General features: G+C 55.0%; 16 protein-coding genes. 10 read left to right on the top strand and 6 right to left on the bottom strand.

The window, feature by feature from the left end:
• Positions 1-154: 154 nt before the first annotated feature.
• Positions 155-1054, top strand: a complete 900-nt coding sequence (galU, locus tag EDC33_RS05500) for a UTP--glucose-1-phosphate uridylyltransferase GalU (RefSeq protein ID WP_124010467.1) — start codon at positions 155-157, stop codon at positions 1052-1054.
• A 140-nt stretch (positions 1055-1194) separates the two neighbouring features.
• Positions 1195-2187, top strand: a complete 993-nt coding sequence (locus tag EDC33_RS05495) for a nuclease-related domain-containing protein (protein ID WP_124010466.1) — start codon at positions 1195-1197, stop codon at positions 2185-2187.
• Between the two features lie 366 nt (positions 2188-2553).
• Here the strand turns inward: EDC33_RS05495 and EDC33_RS05490 are convergent, their stop codons facing one another.
• Together EDC33_RS05490 and EDC33_RS05485 are read right to left on the bottom strand one after the other, a co-directional pair.
• On the bottom strand, positions 2554-3696 hold the full coding sequence (locus tag EDC33_RS05490) for a CapA family protein (RefSeq protein ID WP_229716618.1): 1143 nt from the start codon (positions 3694-3696) through the stop codon (positions 2554-2556).
• Positions 3697-3865: 169 nt separating this feature from the next.
• Positions 3866-5062 carry an MFS transporter gene (locus EDC33_RS05485; RefSeq protein WP_124010465.1) on the bottom strand — a complete coding sequence of 399 codons (1197 nt, stop codon included), beginning with the start codon at positions 5060-5062 and terminating at the stop codon, positions 3866-3868.
• A 159-nt stretch (positions 5063-5221) separates the two neighbouring features.
• Between EDC33_RS05485 and EDC33_RS05480 the strand changes: the two genes are divergently transcribed.
• From EDC33_RS05480 to EDC33_RS05450, 7 genes are all read left to right on the top strand, one after another.
• Positions 5222-6724, top strand: coding sequence for a UDP-N-acetylmuramoyl-L-alanyl-D-glutamate--2,6-diaminopimelate ligase (locus tag EDC33_RS05480; protein ID WP_124010464.1), 1503 nt, complete (start codon positions 5222-5224; stop codon positions 6722-6724).
• The gene (locus tag EDC33_RS05475) at positions 6696-6935 is read left to right on the top strand and encodes a YueH family protein (protein WP_170156362.1); all 240 of its coding nucleotides are present in this window, start codon (positions 6696-6698) and stop codon (positions 6933-6935) included. The genes EDC33_RS05480 and EDC33_RS05475 overlap by 29 nt, the downstream gene beginning before the upstream one ends.
• Positions 6936-6945: 10 nt before the next feature.
• Positions 6946-8502, top strand: coding sequence for a peptide chain release factor 3 (locus tag EDC33_RS05470; protein ID WP_094906498.1), 1557 nt, complete (start codon positions 6946-6948; stop codon positions 8500-8502).
• A gap of 243 nt (positions 8503-8745) precedes the next feature.
• Entirely contained in the window at positions 8746-9552 is an 807-nt protein-coding gene (locus EDC33_RS05465) for a TerC family protein (RefSeq protein WP_040104945.1), read from the top strand.
• Between the two features lie 44 nt (positions 9553-9596).
• Entirely contained in the window at positions 9597-11237 is a 1641-nt protein-coding gene (locus EDC33_RS05460; RefSeq protein WP_124010462.1) for a S1C family serine protease, read from the top strand.
• Positions 11238-11410: 173 nt separating this feature from the next.
• Positions 11411-12766 (top strand): TrkH family potassium uptake protein, encoded by a 1356-nt coding sequence (locus EDC33_RS05455; RefSeq protein WP_124010657.1) that lies wholly within the window; start codon positions 11411-11413, stop codon positions 12764-12766.
• Positions 12767-12796: 30 nt separating this feature from the next.
• Entirely contained in the window at positions 12797-13651 is an 855-nt protein-coding gene (locus tag EDC33_RS05450; protein ID WP_094906495.1) for a bifunctional UDP-sugar hydrolase/5'-nucleotidase, read from the top strand.
• 679 nt (positions 13652-14330) lie between these two features.
• Here the strand turns inward: EDC33_RS05450 and EDC33_RS05445 are convergent.
• The 4 genes from EDC33_RS05445 to EDC33_RS05430 all read right to left on the bottom strand — a co-directional run bounded on the left by EDC33_RS05445 (position 14331) and on the right by EDC33_RS05430 (position 15984).
• Positions 14331-14519, bottom strand: coding sequence for a YkvS family protein (locus EDC33_RS05445; protein ID WP_094906494.1), 189 nt, complete (start codon positions 14517-14519; stop codon positions 14331-14333).
• Positions 14520-14690: 171 nt separating this feature from the next.
• Positions 14691-15128, bottom strand: a complete 438-nt coding sequence (locus EDC33_RS05440) for a spore coat protein (protein WP_124010461.1) — start codon at positions 15126-15128, stop codon at positions 14691-14693.
• A gap of 68 nt (positions 15129-15196) precedes the next feature.
• Entirely contained in the window at positions 15197-15403 is a 207-nt protein-coding gene (locus EDC33_RS05435) for a spore coat protein (RefSeq protein ID WP_124010460.1), read from the bottom strand.
• A gap of 101 nt (positions 15404-15504) precedes the next feature.
• Positions 15505-15984 carry a sigma-70 family RNA polymerase sigma factor gene (locus EDC33_RS05430; RefSeq protein WP_124010459.1) on the bottom strand — a complete coding sequence of 160 codons (480 nt, stop codon included), beginning with the start codon at positions 15982-15984 and terminating at the stop codon, positions 15505-15507.
• A gap of 208 nt (positions 15985-16192) precedes the next feature.
• Here EDC33_RS05430 and EDC33_RS05425 point away from each other — a divergent pair, with 208 nt between their 5' ends.
• Positions 16193-16714 (top strand): competence protein ComK, encoded by a 522-nt coding sequence (locus EDC33_RS05425; protein WP_124010458.1) that lies wholly within the window; start codon positions 16193-16195, stop codon positions 16712-16714.
• The last annotated feature ends 43 nt before the right edge of the window (positions 16715-16757 follow it).

Raw genomic sequence — 16757 nt, 5'->3', positions numbered from 1 at the left:
TGGGGATTATGGAGGGCCGCGGGCCCTCCTTTTTTGGTGGGCGGATTCTGGCAGCCGCGTCCTCCTATAAATAAATCACACGCAAACCGCATATAGTGGTGCAGTATTTGTTATAGTATAGGAAATGAGAGGGAACAGAAAAGGAGATGGAAGCATGCAGAAAGTAAGAAAAGCGGTCATTCCTGCTGCAGGACTTGGAACGCGGTTCCTCCCGGCGACGAAGGCGATGCCGAAGGAGATGCTGCCGATCCTCGACAAACCGACGATCCAGTACATCGTCGAAGAGGCGGTCGAGGCGGGCATCGAGGACATCATCATCGTCACCGGCAAGCATAAGCGGGCGATTGAGGACCATTTTGACCATCAGATCGAGCTTGAAATGAACCTCAAGAAGAAGGAGAAGTTCGAACTGCTCGAAAAGGTCGAACATGCGACCGGGCTTGCGAACATCTTCTATGTCAGGCAGAAGGCACCGAAAGGACTCGGCCACGCCATACATACAGCCAGACAGTTCATCGGCGATGAACCTTTCGCAGTTCTGCTCGGGGACGACATCGTTGATAACGAAGGCGGCACCCCTGCAATTGGCCAGCTGATGGAACAGTACAACGCGTGCCACAGCCCGATTATCGGGGTGAAACAGGTGCCCGAATCCGAAACATCCCGCTACGGCATCGTGGAATTCGACCGCCAGGAGGGCAACCTCTATCATCTCTCCGATATGTTCGAAAAACCTGCGCCGGGCGTCACCGACTCCACACTGGCAATCATGGGCCGCTACGTCCTCACCCCCGAGATATTCGACCACCTCGAAAAAGGAGAAGTCGGCGCCGGCGGAGAGATCCAGCTCACAGATGCCATCCGCGCCGTCGCTGAAGGCGGCGGGGACGTACATGCCGTCGATTTCGAAGGCCGCCGCTATGACGTGGGGGACAAGACCGGATTCGTCAAGACGACGATTGAATACGCCCTGAAATCCGATATGAAGGATGCGCTCCTCGATTTCATGGCAGAGACACTCGAAAAGAACGAAAGAGTGGGCAGACAGAAGTAAAGATGAAAAGCGGCATGACCCTGATCCCGAGAGGATGGGGAGTCATGCCGCTTTTTTATTTTGCCTGAAGTGTAAAACTGCCCAAAAAATAAAAGAGCAAAACGGCCATTTTCCTCCATATATATAATAGGAGGTGTTTTATGTTTTTGACGGACAGGAAGAAATCGAAGGAACTTAATTTTTACGAGGTGCTTGAACGGCGTACAGCACTCGGGGAGGGGGAAAGGAAGACGCTGAAGATACTGCGACAGGGGTTCGAAGGCGAGCAGTCATATGACCGTCTGTGGGATGAAGTCGGTCATGACCACCTGCTGATCTTCCGGGACATCTGGATGAAAGTGGAGAATGCCACACTGCAGATTGATGCGCTGATCGTGTATGGAGATCGTCTGATCGTCAACGAAATCAAGAATTACAGCGGCATGTATCAGTATGCCGACGGCAGCTGGTCGGTCAACAGCTTCCAGATTTCCGAGGATCCGGTCGCCCAAGTCAGCCGGACCGCCGGCAAGCTCATCCGGCTGAAATATGGAGGCCGCCATGGTCATCCTTTCGAAGTCGACAGGAAAGTGGCATTCGTCAATCCGAACTTCAACCTCACAGTCGATACGGAAGAAAGTAAAAATCACATTATCACACGTCCCATGCTGAAATACTACATGCGCGACGTTGCACGCCGGCGTTCCGGAGCTGACGCGTCGGCCCTGTCGGATACCATCCGGAACTGCATCATCGAAGATCCGATGGCGTTGCCGGAAGTGGATGTGGCCCGGATTCGGACGGGGTTATACTGCGGGCGATGCGGCAGTTTCAAGCTGACCCTTGACCGCTACCGGTCACATTGCACGTCATGCGGGCATCAGGAAACGATAGAGCATCAGACGGTGCAGTCAATCATCGATTTTGCCACTTTATTTTCTGAAGAAAATCTCAGCAAAAAGGGTATTCGTTGGATTACCGGGGCGAGGGTCAGCGACCGCAGGATAGAGCGGTATTTGAATAAATACTGTACACTCGTAAGAAAAGGTAAACATTCAACTTATACGATTGACACCTTAAATCTCGGAGACCTGCTGAAAATGAAAGGATACAATTCCAAATATGAAAAAGGTAAACGAATTCTGGTGGATTGAGGTGAAAAGTCGGAGAGGGAGGTCATCTGGTAATTCTTAACTCACCATCGCAGGCAGAACGAGGGCAAGTTAGCGGGTTAACTCACCATCGTAGACAGAACGACGGCAAGTTAGCAGGTTAACTCACCATCGCAGACAGAACGACGGCAAGTTGGCGGGTTAACTCACCGTCGCAGGCGGAACGATGGCAAGTTGGCGGGTTAACTCACCATCGCAGACAGAACGACTGCAAGTTAGCGGGTTAACTCACCGTCGGAGGCAAAACGACTGCAAGTTAAGCCCCCAACACCCCAACACATCCCATCCCACACAAAAACGCCCCGAAACCCAAATCTTTCCTCCCGGGTTTCGGGGCGCAACTCATTATTATTCCAGGTATTCCACGATTTCGAGCTCTTCCGTATATGACTGCATATGGTCGCTGACATCTTGATAGACGCCATCGGCGTCCTCAAGGCCATATTCGTCGGCATCGGCCAGCGGGATCAATTCGAAGTTGTCGTACTCCTCGCTGTGGACGTATGTCGGCATGAAGCGGACGCCTTCGACAGTGGTGTCACCTGTGCCCTGCTTGTGGTTCACATCGAATTCGATGATGCCGCCGAGCTTGGTGTCGAGATCCTGCTGGGCGCTGAAGAAGTTGGCGAGGGAGTAGGCGATGACGGTCTCCCCGCCGTCCTCCCGTTCATAGATGTCGACCGGCTGCAGCACGTGCGGGTGGTGGCCGAGCACAATGTCCGCGCCGGCTTCCGCAATCTGTTCGAACTGCGCCACATGCTCATCGCGCGGATACGGTTCATACTCGACGCCCTGGTGCATGCTGACGACCAGCATGTCGACCTCATCACGCAGGTCCTCCATGTCGGAGAGGATCGTCTCCATGTCGATCAGGTTCACGAGGTGGTCCTCACCCTCGGGCACCGGGATGCCGTTCGTCCCGTAGGTGTAGGCGAGGAAGCCGACTTCGACGCCGTCGACCTCCATGATCCGCTTACGCTCTGCATCCTCAGGGCTTGTGTTCGCCCCGACGTACTCGATCCCCTTCTCATTCAGTATATCCGCCGTACGCTCCACGCCTTCCGTACTCCGGTCCAGCGTGTGGTTGTTGGCAAAGGACACGATGTCCGCATCGAAATACTCGAGCAGGTCCGCCGCCTCAAGCGGGGCATTGAACATCGGGTAGCCGCTCAGCCGCAGGTCCTCCCCGCCGATCGGCGTCTCCTGGTTCATGAATACGAGATCCTGCTTCTGGAGATACGGTGCCACCTCATCGACGCGGGAGATGAAATCATAGCCCGACTCCGTCTCCACATCCTCATACAGGTGGTCGTGGATCAGCACATCCCCCGTCGCCGCGAAGCTGAACGATGTCTGGAAGTGCGTATTGATCACATTATGTATCGTCTCCCCGGATACTTGTGCGAGTTCCTTGTCATATGTCTCATAGTCCGCCACCTCGCCATTGCCGAACGGCAGGCTCAGCAGTACGAACATCATTATTTTCATCATATATAAACACCCCATTGGAATTGGACTTCAGCGATAGCGCTTACCTCCATTCTACCGTTTAATCCCCGGCTTGCCTACCAATTGCACGAGACCTTTTCGGGAAAATGAAAAACCCGTTTCCATATGCACAGGGAAACGGGCGTATTAGTAGTCGCGGGCGGGGCCCGGGTCAGCTCCGCGCTGTCCGCCAGTTGATGGAGAACAGCACGCCGTAGTAGACGAACAGGAGGACGAAGATCAGACCGCTCGCCATGAGGGTGGCGGTCACCGTGCCGAAGATGTCGGCGATGAGCCCGCCGAGCGCCGGGCCGATCATGGCGCCGATGCCCTGGACGGAACTGATGACGCCCCATGACTCCTCCTTCTGGCTGCTGGCGATCGTGCCGGCGAGGTATTTATTCCATGCCGGCAGCATGATGCCGTAGGCGAGGCCGATGAAGCTTGCGATGGCGAAGATGAGCCATACCGTCTCAAGCGTACTGAACCAGATGACACCTGCAGCATAGATGAAGAAGCCGCCCGTGATCACACTACGCGTGAAGCGTTCGGTATGGACGTCGAGCGCCCGGCTCAGCACCGTCATGCCGAAGCCGACGATGCCGAAGACGAGCAGGATGAAGAAGGTATATTCGAAATAGTTGAGCTCGAGCAGCGTCGTGATGTATGTCGGCAGGACCGGCAGCAGCATCCCGACACCGAGTCCCTGCAGCATGATGCCCGGCATGTTCTTCATATGGTGGCGGAGGATATCCCACGTCTCGCGGAGCGGAAGGCGCTGTTTGCGCCGGCTCGCCGTCTGTCCTTCCCGGGTTTTCACCTTGTAGTCGCCCGGCATGACGAGGAAGACGATGAAGTTGATCAGGAACACCCCGGCCATCGCATAGACTGCACCGGCATCGAAGATGCCGATCAGGAAGTTCATGACGACCATGCCGGCACCGAGCCCCGCAAGCCATGCGAAGAAGATGAGGCCCATCTCGCGGCCACGGTTCTCATCCTTCACGTTCGACAGTGCGATGATCCATATCGGACACACGCTGATGCCGAGCAGGCATGCTGCGATCAGCAGCACGTAGAAGCTCTGGTCGAACATGACGGTGACCATGGCACCGACGCCGACGACATATGACAGGAACATCGTCCACCAGGCGCCGATCTTGCGCATCAGGAAGCCGAGCCAGATGTTCGTCACGGCATCGAATACATAGTGCATCGTGATGACGATGGCCGACAGGCTGAGCGAAATGATGCCGATGGTCGGCAGGGCGGGCAGGTAGCTTAATATGAACATCCCCCGGACGATTTCAGTCAGGAAGAGGATGAAAGCAAGTTTCCAGAATCTTTTCTTATGATCATTGGTTGCCATTGTGTCACCTTTTTAGAAGATTATTTGATGGGTGGAGCATATTTTACCACCCAGTATATCATTGTTTGATGATACTGGGGGCGGTTCCATCTGTCAATTCCTACTATTAAACACCACGCTTCTATTGTATAATATAAAAGTTGAAAGGTGGCAGGAAACATGAATTCGAAGACTCTGATTTCCCTTCTGAAAATAAAAGAGGCCTATGGGGATTTCCCGGAAACCGTGACAAATATAACGATGGATTCCCGTGAAGTGGACGAAGGTTCCGTGTTCGTCGCGATCAGGGGCTACCAGGTGGACGGGTTTGACTTCATTCCGCAGGCCATCCGGTCCGGCTGCCGGTTCATCGTCACAGACCGTCATGTTGAGCTGCCGGAAGGTGCCGGACTGCTCATCGTCAAGGATCCGGAAAAGGTGGCGGCGCTGTTTGCGGAGTACATCTATGATTTCCCGCATGAGACCCAGACGATGATCGGGGTCACCGGTACGAACGGCAAGACGACCGTGGCGACGATGATCCATAACCTGAGCCGGGCGCTCGGCAAGAACAGTGCCTATCTCGGGACGAACGGATTCATGATCAATGAAGACCGCTACGGCAGCACGAATACGACGCCTGAGACGACGCGCCTGCACAAGCGCATCCAGGAGGCCCATGAGCGGGAGACGGAAGTGTTCACGATGGAAGTGTCCTCGCACGCGCTCGGCCTCGGCCGCACATTCGGCATCGAATATGATATAACAATCTTCACCAACCTGACGCAGGACCACCTCGACTTCCATAATACGATGGATGAATACGGCTATACGAAGGGGCTGCTGTTCTCCCAGATGGGGCACAACATGAAGGACCGCAAATACATCGTCCTCAACCAGGACGACCCATGGAGTGCGCGCTACAGCAGAATGACGCCGCACGAAGTGATCACCTACGGCATGACCCCGGAAGCGGACTTCCATCCGACGGACATCGAGGGGACGCTCGAAGGCTTCAACTTCATGCTCAACACGCCGGAAGGGGCCTTCCACGTCGAGTCGCCGTACATCGGCCACTTCAATATACAGAATCTGATGTGCGCCATCATAAGTGAATGGCTGCAGGGGTACCGGCTCTCCCGCATCATCGCGGCTGTCGGCGACATGGCACCGGTCGAAGGGCGCCTGGAGGTGCTCGATAAGACACTGCCGATCGACATCATCATCGATTTCGCCCATACGCCGGACGCGCTCGACAAGATCATCGATACGATCGAACCCTTCGTCACCCAGCGCCTGATCTTCCTCGTCGGCATGACTGGGGAGCGGGATCTTTCGAAGGCCCGCGAAATGGGGCGCATCTCCACCCGGGCTGATGTGGCGATCTTCACGCCGGACAACCCGGCCAATGACGATCCAAAAATGCTCGTCGATGCGCTCGCGGCAGGCGCATCGCATGACAACTACCATTCATTCACGGACCGCACCGAAGGCATCGAATACGCGATCGACATCGCAGAGCCCGGCGACACGGTGGTGCTCGCATGCAAGGGGCGCGAGCCGTACCAGATCATGGCGGACTATGTGAAGGTGCCGCACCGCGACGACCTGATCGCACTGGATCGGGCATACCGCAAATACCGGAGGGATGAGTATGTTACAGACGCAGACATCCATCAATGACGCCCGCATGCCGGTCTTCATTTTCCCGCACGAGGAACGGAACACGTACATCGTCAGCATACCGGATATGAACTTCAGCCTGGAGTACAGCCGGGACTTAAGCGAAGCGGATCAGGCCGAGGAGATCATCCTCCATCTGTTCAATGTGATGGATGAGGAAACATGCGAATCAGTCGCACGTGACATTACACGCGCAACCTCTACAAAGTAAGGAGAAAATTATGGATTTCACTCATGAAATAGAAAAAAGAAAGACGTTCGCCATCATCTCGCACCCGGATGCCGGGAAGACGACGCTGACCGAGAAGCTGCTGCTGTTCGGCGGCGCCATCCGTCAGGCAGGTACGGTCAAGGGGAAGAAGGGCGGCAAGTTCGCCACTTCCGACTGGATGAAGGTGGAGCAGGAGCGTGGCATCAGTGTCACGAGCTCCGTCATGCAGTTCGACTTCGACGGATACAAGATCAACATCCTGGATACACCGGGCCACGAGGACTTCTCGGAAGATACGTACCGCACACTGATGGCGGTCGACTCCGCCGTCATGGTCATCGATGCCGCAAAGGGCATCGAGCCGCAGACGCTGAAGCTCTTCAAAGTCTGCCGAATGCGCGGCATCCCGATCTTCACGTTCATCAACAAGCTCGACCGTGTCGGCAAGGAGCCGTTCGAACTGCTCGAGGAGATCGAGGAGACGCTCGAGATCGAGACGTATCCGATGACATGGCCGATCGGCATGGGGCCCTCCTTCTTCGGCATCATCAACCGCAAGGACCGCACGATCAACCCTTACCGCGAAGAGGAGAAGCTTACGCTTGATGAGGACTATGCACTCAAGGAAGCACACCCGATCGCAGAAGACGAAGCGTTCCAGACCGCAATCGATGAGTTCATGCTCGTCGAGGAGGCGGGGGATGCCTTCGACCGCGACAAGATTGCGACGGGCGACCTGACACCGGTATTCTTCGGTTCCGCACTGTCCACGTTCGGCATCGAGGAGTTCCTCGACACGTATGTCGACTACGCGCCGATGCCGACGCCACGGAAGACGAAGGAGGAGTCGCAGGTGTCGCCGAAGAATGAAGACTTCAGCGGCTTCATCTTCAAGATCCAGGCCAACATGGACCCGCGCCACCGCGACCGCCTGGCGTTCATGCGCGTCGTCTCCGGCAAGTTCACGCGCGGCATGGACGTCACCCTGGCCCGCACCGGCCGGAAGACGAAGGTCAACCGTGCGACGATGTTCATGGCAGATGATACGGAGACCGTCAACGAGGCATACGCCGGCGACATCATCGGACTGTATGACACCGGCAACTTCCAGATCGGGGATACGCTCTATGATGGTCAGAAGGTCGATTTCGAGGATCTGCCGCAGTTCACACCGGAGATATTCATGAAGGTATCCGCCAAGAACGTCATGAAGCAGAAGCACTTCTACAAGGGCATCGAACAGCTCGTGCAGGAGGGCGCGATCCAGTACTACAAGACGGTGCACACGAACCAGCCGATACTCGGCGCCGTCGGCCAGCTGCAGTTCGAAGTGTTCGAACACCGCATGAAGAACGAGTACAACACCGACGTCATCATGGAGCCGGTCGGCAAGAAAATCGCCCGCTGGGTGGAGAACGAGGATGCCATCACGGATGCGATGAGTACGTCGCGCTCGAACCTCGTGCTCGACCGCTATGACAACCAGGTCTTCCTGTTCGAGAACGAGTTCGCCATGCGCTGGTTCAGCGAGAAGTATCCTGAAATAAAACTTTATACGCTGCTGTAGCATCTGCACTTTACTTTGGACGCCACATCGTCTATATTTAGGATGTAATCATAGTGGACGTACACCTTTTCAGCGGAAAAGGGGAGTAACGAGTGGGGCGACCCACCAATGCATCGTCATGACGGATGAATCCCGGTGCATTGAGCAATACATCGTATTGTGTCGTGAGACCTTGACCGCATGCCTTTTTGGCATGCGATCAAGGTCTTTTTGCGTTCACATCAAATTTTAGGAGGAAATGTTATGGATTTTGCGATAATTTTGGAGTACGCATGGGTGCTCGTCGTCCTGATCGTGCTTGAGGGGCTGCTTGCTGCAGACAACGCGGTCGTGCTCGCCGTAATGGTCAAGCACCTGGATAGGAAACGCCGGAAGAAGGCGCTGTTCTACGGACTGCTCGGTGCATTCGTCTTCCGCATGATCGCCATCCTGCTGCTCGTCTGGCTCGTCCAGTGGTGGTGGATGCAGGCACTCGGTGCACTCTACCTGTTCTACGTGTCGATCTCGCACCTGTACAAGCTGTGGCAGGGGAATAAGGAGCCGGAGGAACCGACAGCCGGCACTGAAGGCATTGCGGTAGACGCAGCGAAGGAGAAGAAGGGCAGCGGATTCTGGTTCACGGTATTCAAGGTGGAGCTTGCGGATATCGCATTCGCCATCGATTCGATACTTGCAGCCGCAGCCATCGCACTTGCACTGCCTGAAGTCGGCGGCGACTTCTTCGGCGTCAATGCTGGACAGTACACCGTAATGCTCATCGGCGGACTGATCGGTGTCATCATCATGCGGTTCTTCGCCACATGGTTCGTCGAACTGCTCAACAGGAAGCCCGGGCTCGAAGTCGCAGCCTTCATAATCGTCGGCTGGGTCGGCGTGAAGCTTGCCGTGCTTACGCTTGCGCATGATGCCATCGCAGTCATTCCGCATGATTTCCCGCATTCCGGAACATGGAAGCTGATCTTCTGGGCAGTCATGGTGATCATCATCGCAGCAGGATGGTTCCTGAGCAATGATCATGGACATGGTGAAAAAGTGGAAAGCAACCATTAAAATCCCTATAATGGGGGGTACAAAACAGTTAGGAGGGGTCGCGTTTGGAAAGATCGAAGAAGCATATCATTCCAAAAGATAGATACCGCCGGAAGCGTAGGACGTTTTCGGGCGAGGAGCCAGAGCGCAGGGACGGAGCGGACCAGGGACCGTCACAGCAGGACAATATGACGGATGAAAGGGAGCCCGTGTCACAGGCACCTCACGATGAAGACATCGAAACCCAGGCAGCATCGAGTGATGCGGAAGAGATGCCGGCAACGGCCAGACGGCGTGAAAATGAACAGCCTCCGGAAACGGAGCGGGAATATGCTCCGGGCGAGGAAGGATACAGGGACCAGAGCGTACCAGCCAGCATGGGCGGCACTGCCGGCATGACCGCGGGAAGTGACGATGCGGACCGGCCTGCCGATGACGAACGGCACATCAATGATGGTAATGGCGGGAACGACGGCAACAGGCGGCGCGGCTGCCTCGGCGGCTTCCTCCTGCCATTCATCGCAGGACTGCTCGGCGCACTCGCCATGCTGCTCCTGTTCAACTTCCTGAACGATGACGGCAGCGGCGGCAACGGAGCGGAAGATGGCGCGGATACCGAAGAGGCCGCCGATCGGAGCGTCTCCGAAGAGAACGAGCAGGAGATGGAGGACATCAAGGGACAGCTCAAGGAAGAGAGCGGCAACTCCGATAAGGTCATTTCGGATACGACGGCCGCCATCCAGAAGGCGAAGCAGTCGGTCGTTTCGATCATCAACCTGCAAAGGATGGGCGAAGTCGTGCCGGGCCTCCAGGAAGGGCCGGAAAGCGAGCCCGAGGAAGCGGGTACCGGCTCCGGTGTCATCTATAAGCTGACTGACGACCATGCGTACATCGTCACGAACAACCATGTTGTGGAAGGTGCGACGGAGCTCCAGGTCAACCTTGAAAATGGCGACCAGCTGAGCGGTGAGATCATCGGCACCGACCTCTGGACGGACCTCGCGGTCGTACGCGTCGAACGCGGCAATATCGATGATGCCATAGACTTCGGCAACAGCGACCAGCTGCTCGTCGGCGAGACGGCCATTGCGATCGGTTCGCCGCTCGGCCAGGCATTCTCGGGCTCCGTATCCCGGGGCATCATCTCCGGACTTGACCGGAGCGTCCCCGTCGACATCGATACCGACGGCAACTACGACTGGGAGGCGAACGTCCTCCAGACTGATGCCGCCATCAACCCCGGCAACTCCGGCGGGGCACTGGTCGACCAGAACGGCGACCTGATTGGCATCAACTCCATGAAGATCAGCATGCCGACGGTCGAAGGCATCGGCTTCGCCATTCCGGCAAATGAAGTCGAGCAGATCGTCACACAGCTCGAGGAGAACGGCGAAGTGCAGCGGCCTTATCTCGGTGTGCTGCTCCAGGATCTCTATACGGTCCCTGCAGAAGTGCTGGTCAATGAGATGAATCTTCCGGATGATGTGAATTCCGGCGTCATCATCAGCCACGTCGAAGAAGGGACGCCGGCTGATGCGGCAGGGCTCGAGGCGCTTGATGTCGTCGTATCGCTCGACGGAAACGAAGTGGAGAACATGATGGAACTCAGGAAATACCTGTACTATGAAAAGGAACAGGGCGAAGAGATGCAGATAGAATACTACCGCGATGGACAGCTGCAGCAGACGACGGCGACATTGGAGTAGGAGAGGGGCACCGGCCGATGGCCGGTGCTTTTTATTATGCATGTAAGGGGGTGAAAGAGGGTACTGTAGAAGCAATTACGGCGTGTCTTGACACAGGTGTCCACCTGCGTGATAATGAAGTGTATTTTTGAATATATGATGTGTAACGAATGCATTTGAAAGAAGGGGTTGCAATGTTCAAGTGGCTGGAGCGCTTCCTGGATTCTCTCAGTCCACAAAGGGGTATATTTCTGTACTATCTCATTGCATTGATGCTGGCGAGTGTATTGCTCAGCCTGCCTGTATTCTACAGAGGAGAGAAGACGACGGCGCTGATCGACACCATCTTCGTCGCCGCCTCGGCCCTGTCGGTGACGGGTCTGACATCAATCAACATTTCCGAGACATTCAACCTCGGGGGATATGTCGTCATCATGCTGATCATGAACCTCGGCGGCATCGGCATCATGGCGATGGGAACCATGGTATGGGTCCTGTTCGGCCGCCGCATCGGCCTCCGCGAACGCATGCAGATTGCAGTCGACAACAACCAGTACAAATTTTCCGGCGCAGTCAAGCTGGTTCTCGAAATCATCAAGGTGCTGCTGGTGATTGAAGCGGTGGGGGCATTCATGTATGTGACATACTTCCTTGTCGAGACGAACGACGTGTATTATTCGCTCATGCACGGCATCTTCCTCTCCGTATCCGCCACGACGAACGGCGGGATGGATCTGTTCGGCGATTCCCTGCTCGGGTTTGAAGAAGCCTACATACTGCAGGTGCCGGTGATGATCCAGATCATGCTCGGGGCCATCGGCTATCCGGTGCTGATCGAAGTGAGGAACTATTTGAGCAAGCATCATAAGAACTTCCGCTTCACACTGTTCGCCAAGATTACGACGGTGACGTATGCAGGACTCTTCTTCATCGGTGCTTTCTTCATCTTCATCATGGAATCGCAGAACTATTTCGTCCGCGATTCATGGTTCAAGACGATGATGAACAGCCTGTTCGCCTCCGCGACGACGCGCAGCGGAGGGCTGACGACCGTCGACCCGAGCCTGTTCAGTGATGCCACCCAGCTGATGATGAGCGCCCTGATGTTCATCGGCGCCTCGCCGAGTTCGGCCGGCGGCGGCATCCGGACGACGACGTTTGCCCTGCTCATCCTGTTCCTGGTCGCCTTCAGCCGTGGCCGTACGGACATCCGCATCTTCAACCGGGAGATCGCGAAGGAGGATCTGCACCGCGCATTCGCCGTCATAACGCTCGCCGTCTTCCTCGTCTTCAGCGGCATCATCTCCGTCGTCCTGTTCGAGGACAGCCGCTTCGATCTGATCGACGTCATCTTCGAAGTGACCAGCGCATTCGGAACATCCGGACTATCCACCGGCATCACCGACGAACTGTCGGCGCCGAGTAAGATCGTCGTCATGATATTCATGTTCATCGGCCGGATCGGGTTCATTTCATTCCTGTTCTCCATGGCCGGCCGGCAGAAGGAACTGCCGTACCACTTCCCTAAAGAGCGCATCCTGATCGGTTAAGCATATCCTAATGAGAAAGGAGGGAGCGCCATGCAGGAATTCTTCAGCGTCAGCCTCATCCTGACGCAGCACATCAATCGTCAGCTCGGCAAAAAGCCCGGCGTCACCCTGTCCAAAGTCTCAAGGTACAAGCGTGGACTCTCTTTTGAAGAGAACAACCACATCCTCCTGTGTGACCTCGGCGGGACGCTCGGGATCGATATGGAGTACATCGCCCCGCGCAATCCGTCCATCACCAGCATGAACTACATGGGATACGACTTCGGCGTCTTCAACCACCAGGACATGTCGAACATCTCCCATCTGCGACGGACGATGAGCTTCTCCAACTTCCCATGGATGAACTGCAACATCACCCATCCGATGACGAAGGAACCGTTCTTCGGTGAGCCATACGAAATCTACATCATCAACGGAATGAAGCTCGCAATACTCGGCGGCTACGCCGGCAGCTTCCGCCCCGAAGCGGAGAAGAAGCGCCCGACACTCCACGTCTCATCACTCAGCGGGTCGATCAAACGCTGGCTCCGCTACATCTACGACACCGAAGACCCGGACTACGTCATCGTCTGCATCTCCGATGCCGATGACGAAATCAGCACCATCATCAAAGATATGGAAGGCGTCGGCCTCCTCATCACCGGCAGCTGCGACGACGAGCCGGTCGACGAGGACACGCACGAAACCTTCACCGCGGCCGATGACCACAACATCCCGCGCTACCATCATCACCACACCGGTAAGATCATGCATGTCGAGCTCAACTTCAAGACACGCACCACCACCTACGAATACTTGAGCCATTCCGTCTCACGCATCGACCAGTCCGTCTCCCAGCTCACGGAAGACCACCGCATGCTCGACCTCGTGCACTACCATCTATGAAAATGAAGATCAGCAGCTCCTTTCGATGGGGGACTGCTGATTTTTTGTGAGGTGCGGGGGTTGTGGGGGTGTTAACTTGCCATCGTTTTGGGCGCGACGGTGAGTTGGAGGATTAACTTGCCATCGTTCCGCTTGCGACGGTGAGTTGGAGGATTAACTTGCCATCGTTCCGCTTGCGACGGTGAGTTGGAGGATTAACTTGCCATCGTTTTGCCCGCGACGGTGAATTGGAGGGTTAACTTGCCATCGTTCCGCTTGCGACGGTGAGTTGGAGGGTTAACTTGCCATCGTTCCGCTTGCGACGGTGAATTGGAGGGTTAACTTGCCATCGTTCCGCTCGCGACGGTGAGTTGGAGGGTTAACTCGCCATCGCACCGTCTCCCACTGTGAATTGGCGGTCTAACTTGCAGTCGGAACGCTTCCCACTGTGAATTAACCGCCACACCCCCAGCCGCCCACACAAAAAAACCACCCCCAGCACACTGCAATACCGCAGCCGCTGAGGGTGGTTTTCATCTCTATTTATAAAATCTATAAAAGAATCGATGGACGTCTTGCATCCTGTAATCTGTAAAATCATATATCGATATCGCCATACTGCGACACCTGTCATACATGCCCCTTCAAGAAAACTTCACTCCATCCCGGTTGCCGGACGTTCCCATCGATCGCTAGAGAACTACTCTTCGATGATCTTGTATCTCTTGTGGTTGATGACAGTCTTTTCGAACATTTCGTGTTCATCGAAGTCATCATTGATCGTTACGTCGACAATGACGGAGTTTTCGTTCACTTTCTCAACTTTGCCTTTCATGCCGTCAAACTCTACGATGTTTCCAACTTTCGCCGCTTCTACTTCTACTTCCATGGAACATACCTCCACAACAATGATGTAAGACATTATACTACATTTTGAATATTTTTCAATCCATAGCTGCTTTATATGAAAAATAAAAGTAACCGCTTACACTATTATCCGTAAAAAAGCCGGGTACAGCAGCATCCAGCAAACACACGGTACCCGGTCCAATCCACACTATTATTCTGTACGCGTACTGCCGGATTCCACCGGCTGGCGGTCTGCTTCATGCGCATCAGACATGGACGCAGCATCATCAACCGCGGCTTCCTCGTTCCTGCTGCGCTTCTTCACCTTCTGGCTGGGCTGCTTCGGCCTCTCGCCTTCCGCGATGATCTTACGCGCCTTCTTCACTTTCTTCTTATCCTTCTTGATCTGTTTCTCAAGGTCGAAAGGATGGTACATCTCCCGCTCGATCATATAGTCGGCGATACGGGCGTGCTGGTTCAACGCCTGTGACAGCTGGCGCTTCAGAATCTCCCGCACTTCGGGGGAAATGGTTTCCGTCAGTGCAACGGCATAGGCACGGACGGTGGCTTTGGACGAGACGAGCAGTTCCGTGGCGATGAGCTCATCCCGCTTCTTGCCGGCATGATCCAAAATATCTTCGAATTCCATTGTTTGGCCTCCCTGGGTCCTGGTCTTACATTTCACTATCACTCTGGTACTCAAAATTGCATCCTGAACTACGGCAGCAGCGCTTCTATCTCATCGATCGCCTTCTCGGAAACCTGCTTTTCCTTGCGCAGCAGCTTCCTCAGTTCCGGGTCTTCGACGATGGATTCCATCATATGGGCTTTCAATAAAGTCGACCGGCGCAGCGTCGTCACTTCATGCAGTTCCAGCGTTTCGTGGACGCCGAGTTCAAGGTCGAGTTTGTCATTTTTGGCCATGGTATGCCTCCTCAATTCACTCTATGGCATTAGAATACCATGAGTAGGGAAAATAGACACCATGGGACGCAATAGAAATAATATTCTAACAACTTGCACCGTCACGCCCCATCATACACCGCACGCAGCTTCTTCCGCGCCGACGCCCGCCAGTTCTTCACGCTCGACACGCTGAAGCCCGTAACCCCGGCAATTTCCCGCACACTGTACCCCTTCAATGTGTACGCTAGCCACAGCCGCTCCTGCTCCCCGAGCAGCCCCCGCGCGCTTTCCAGTTCCATCATATGGAGGTTGTCCAAACGCCCGCCGACCGATTCCGCCAGCAGATCATCCGCCGTCACGCTCACCGCATTCGTATAGCGGGAGACCCTGCGTATCTCATCGATCAGCCGCTGATGGATCCGCGTATAGACGAACTGGGACTCCGTCGCCCCCTTCGCCGCAATGTCATCGAAGGTGGACAGCGCATTGTACACCGCCATGCGGCCCACCTGCATGTAGTCATCCTGGTCGTACTGTATGCTCAGACGCTTCATGATGCTGTAGATCATCGGTTCATAGTCCTTTATCTTCTCGTTCATAGCTTCGTCCTGTGACGCATCGATGCCTCTTTTATTTCCGGATGACTGTATCGTAGAATAAAAGGCTCCCTGCGGCACATGTCCCCCGCCCCCAAAACAGACCCCTAATCAAAGTTAAGTTAACATTTATTTAAATATTGTTAATATTATGTTATATAAAGTGAAATTAGGGTATAATTGAGGCTGCAACTACATAAAGGGGTGAACCATGTTTACGACACCATCATTGAATCCGGGCGTCTGCTGCATCGAACCCGTCCGGCATGCGGAGTTCCTGTGCCAGGCGGTCTACCACGGCAGGGCGCCGGAACCATCACACAAGCCGACAGAAGCACTGATCGACGAACTGCTCATCTATTATTACGGAACGAACCTCGCGGCCAGGCGCGCCCATCTCAAGGCGGCGCATGCTATCCACCGCATGGGGCCGATCGTCATCGATGAGCGCATGCAGTTCGTCCTCTTTCCCATCACGACAAGCCGCTCGCGCAATCCATTCTGGATCAACCTCCACCATTTCCTCATGTGTGCACCTGCAGGGGAGGGGATGACGGAAATCCACTTCAATCATGGTATGATGAAGCGGGTGGCGGCAGACTACAACTTCTGCGAAAAGCAGTACGAGAAGGCGCTCCGGGTGCTGGACCGCTCGACGAAAATCCGCGAGCAGAGCGCGCTCTACATCACAAGGCACCAGAAGCATGATCAGCCGGCACACTTCGGCAGCTGATAAATTTACTTTTATCATTAAAACTTTTCATTTTGGGGAAACT

This window comes from Salinicoccus roseus, from assembly GCF_003814515.1.
GTDB classification, from domain to species: Bacteria; Bacillota; Bacilli; order Staphylococcales; family Salinicoccaceae; genus Salinicoccus; species Salinicoccus roseus.
This window is presented reverse-complemented; position numbering and strand designations above follow the sequence as displayed.

Coding starts and splice junctions, on each gene's coding strand:
- EDC33_RS05480 (WP_124010464.1), top strand. CDS start 5,222: ATGAATTCGAAGACTCTGATTTCCCTTCTGAAAATAAAAGAGGCCTAT.
- EDC33_RS05495 (WP_124010466.1), top strand. CDS start 1,195: ATGTTTTTGACGGACAGGAAGAAATCGAAGGAACTTAATTTTTACGAG.
- EDC33_RS05475 (WP_170156362.1), top strand. CDS start 6,696: ATGTTACAGACGCAGACATCCATCAATGACGCCCGCATGCCGGTCTTC.
- EDC33_RS05470 (WP_094906498.1), top strand. CDS start 6,946: ATGGATTTCACTCATGAAATAGAAAAAAGAAAGACGTTCGCCATCATC.
- EDC33_RS05490 (WP_229716618.1), bottom strand. CDS start 3,696: ATGATGAAAATAATGATGTTCGTACTGCTGAGCCTGCCGTTCGGCAAT.
- EDC33_RS05450 (WP_094906495.1), top strand. CDS start 12,797: ATGCAGGAATTCTTCAGCGTCAGCCTCATCCTGACGCAGCACATCAAT.
- EDC33_RS05440 (WP_124010461.1), bottom strand. CDS start 15,128: ATGGAATTCGAAGATATTTTGGATCATGCCGGCAAGAAGCGGGATGAG.
- EDC33_RS05445 (WP_094906494.1), bottom strand. CDS start 14,519: ATGGAAGTAGAAGTAGAAGCGGCGAAAGTTGGAAACATCGTAGAGTTT.
- EDC33_RS05465 (WP_040104945.1), top strand. CDS start 8,746: ATGGATTTTGCGATAATTTTGGAGTACGCATGGGTGCTCGTCGTCCTG.
- galU (WP_124010467.1), top strand. CDS start 155: ATGCAGAAAGTAAGAAAAGCGGTCATTCCTGCTGCAGGACTTGGAACG.
- EDC33_RS05430 (WP_124010459.1), bottom strand. CDS start 15,984: ATGAACGAGAAGATAAAGGACTATGAACCGATGATCTACAGCATCATG.
- EDC33_RS05455 (WP_124010657.1), top strand. CDS start 11,411: ATGTTCAAGTGGCTGGAGCGCTTCCTGGATTCTCTCAGTCCACAAAGG.
- EDC33_RS05435 (WP_124010460.1), bottom strand. CDS start 15,403: ATGGCCAAAAATGACAAACTCGACCTTGAACTCGGCGTCCACGAAACG.
- EDC33_RS05425 (WP_124010458.1), top strand. CDS start 16,193: ATGTTTACGACACCATCATTGAATCCGGGCGTCTGCTGCATCGAACCC.
- EDC33_RS05485 (WP_124010465.1), bottom strand. CDS start 5,062: ATGGCAACCAATGATCATAAGAAAAGATTCTGGAAACTTGCTTTCATC.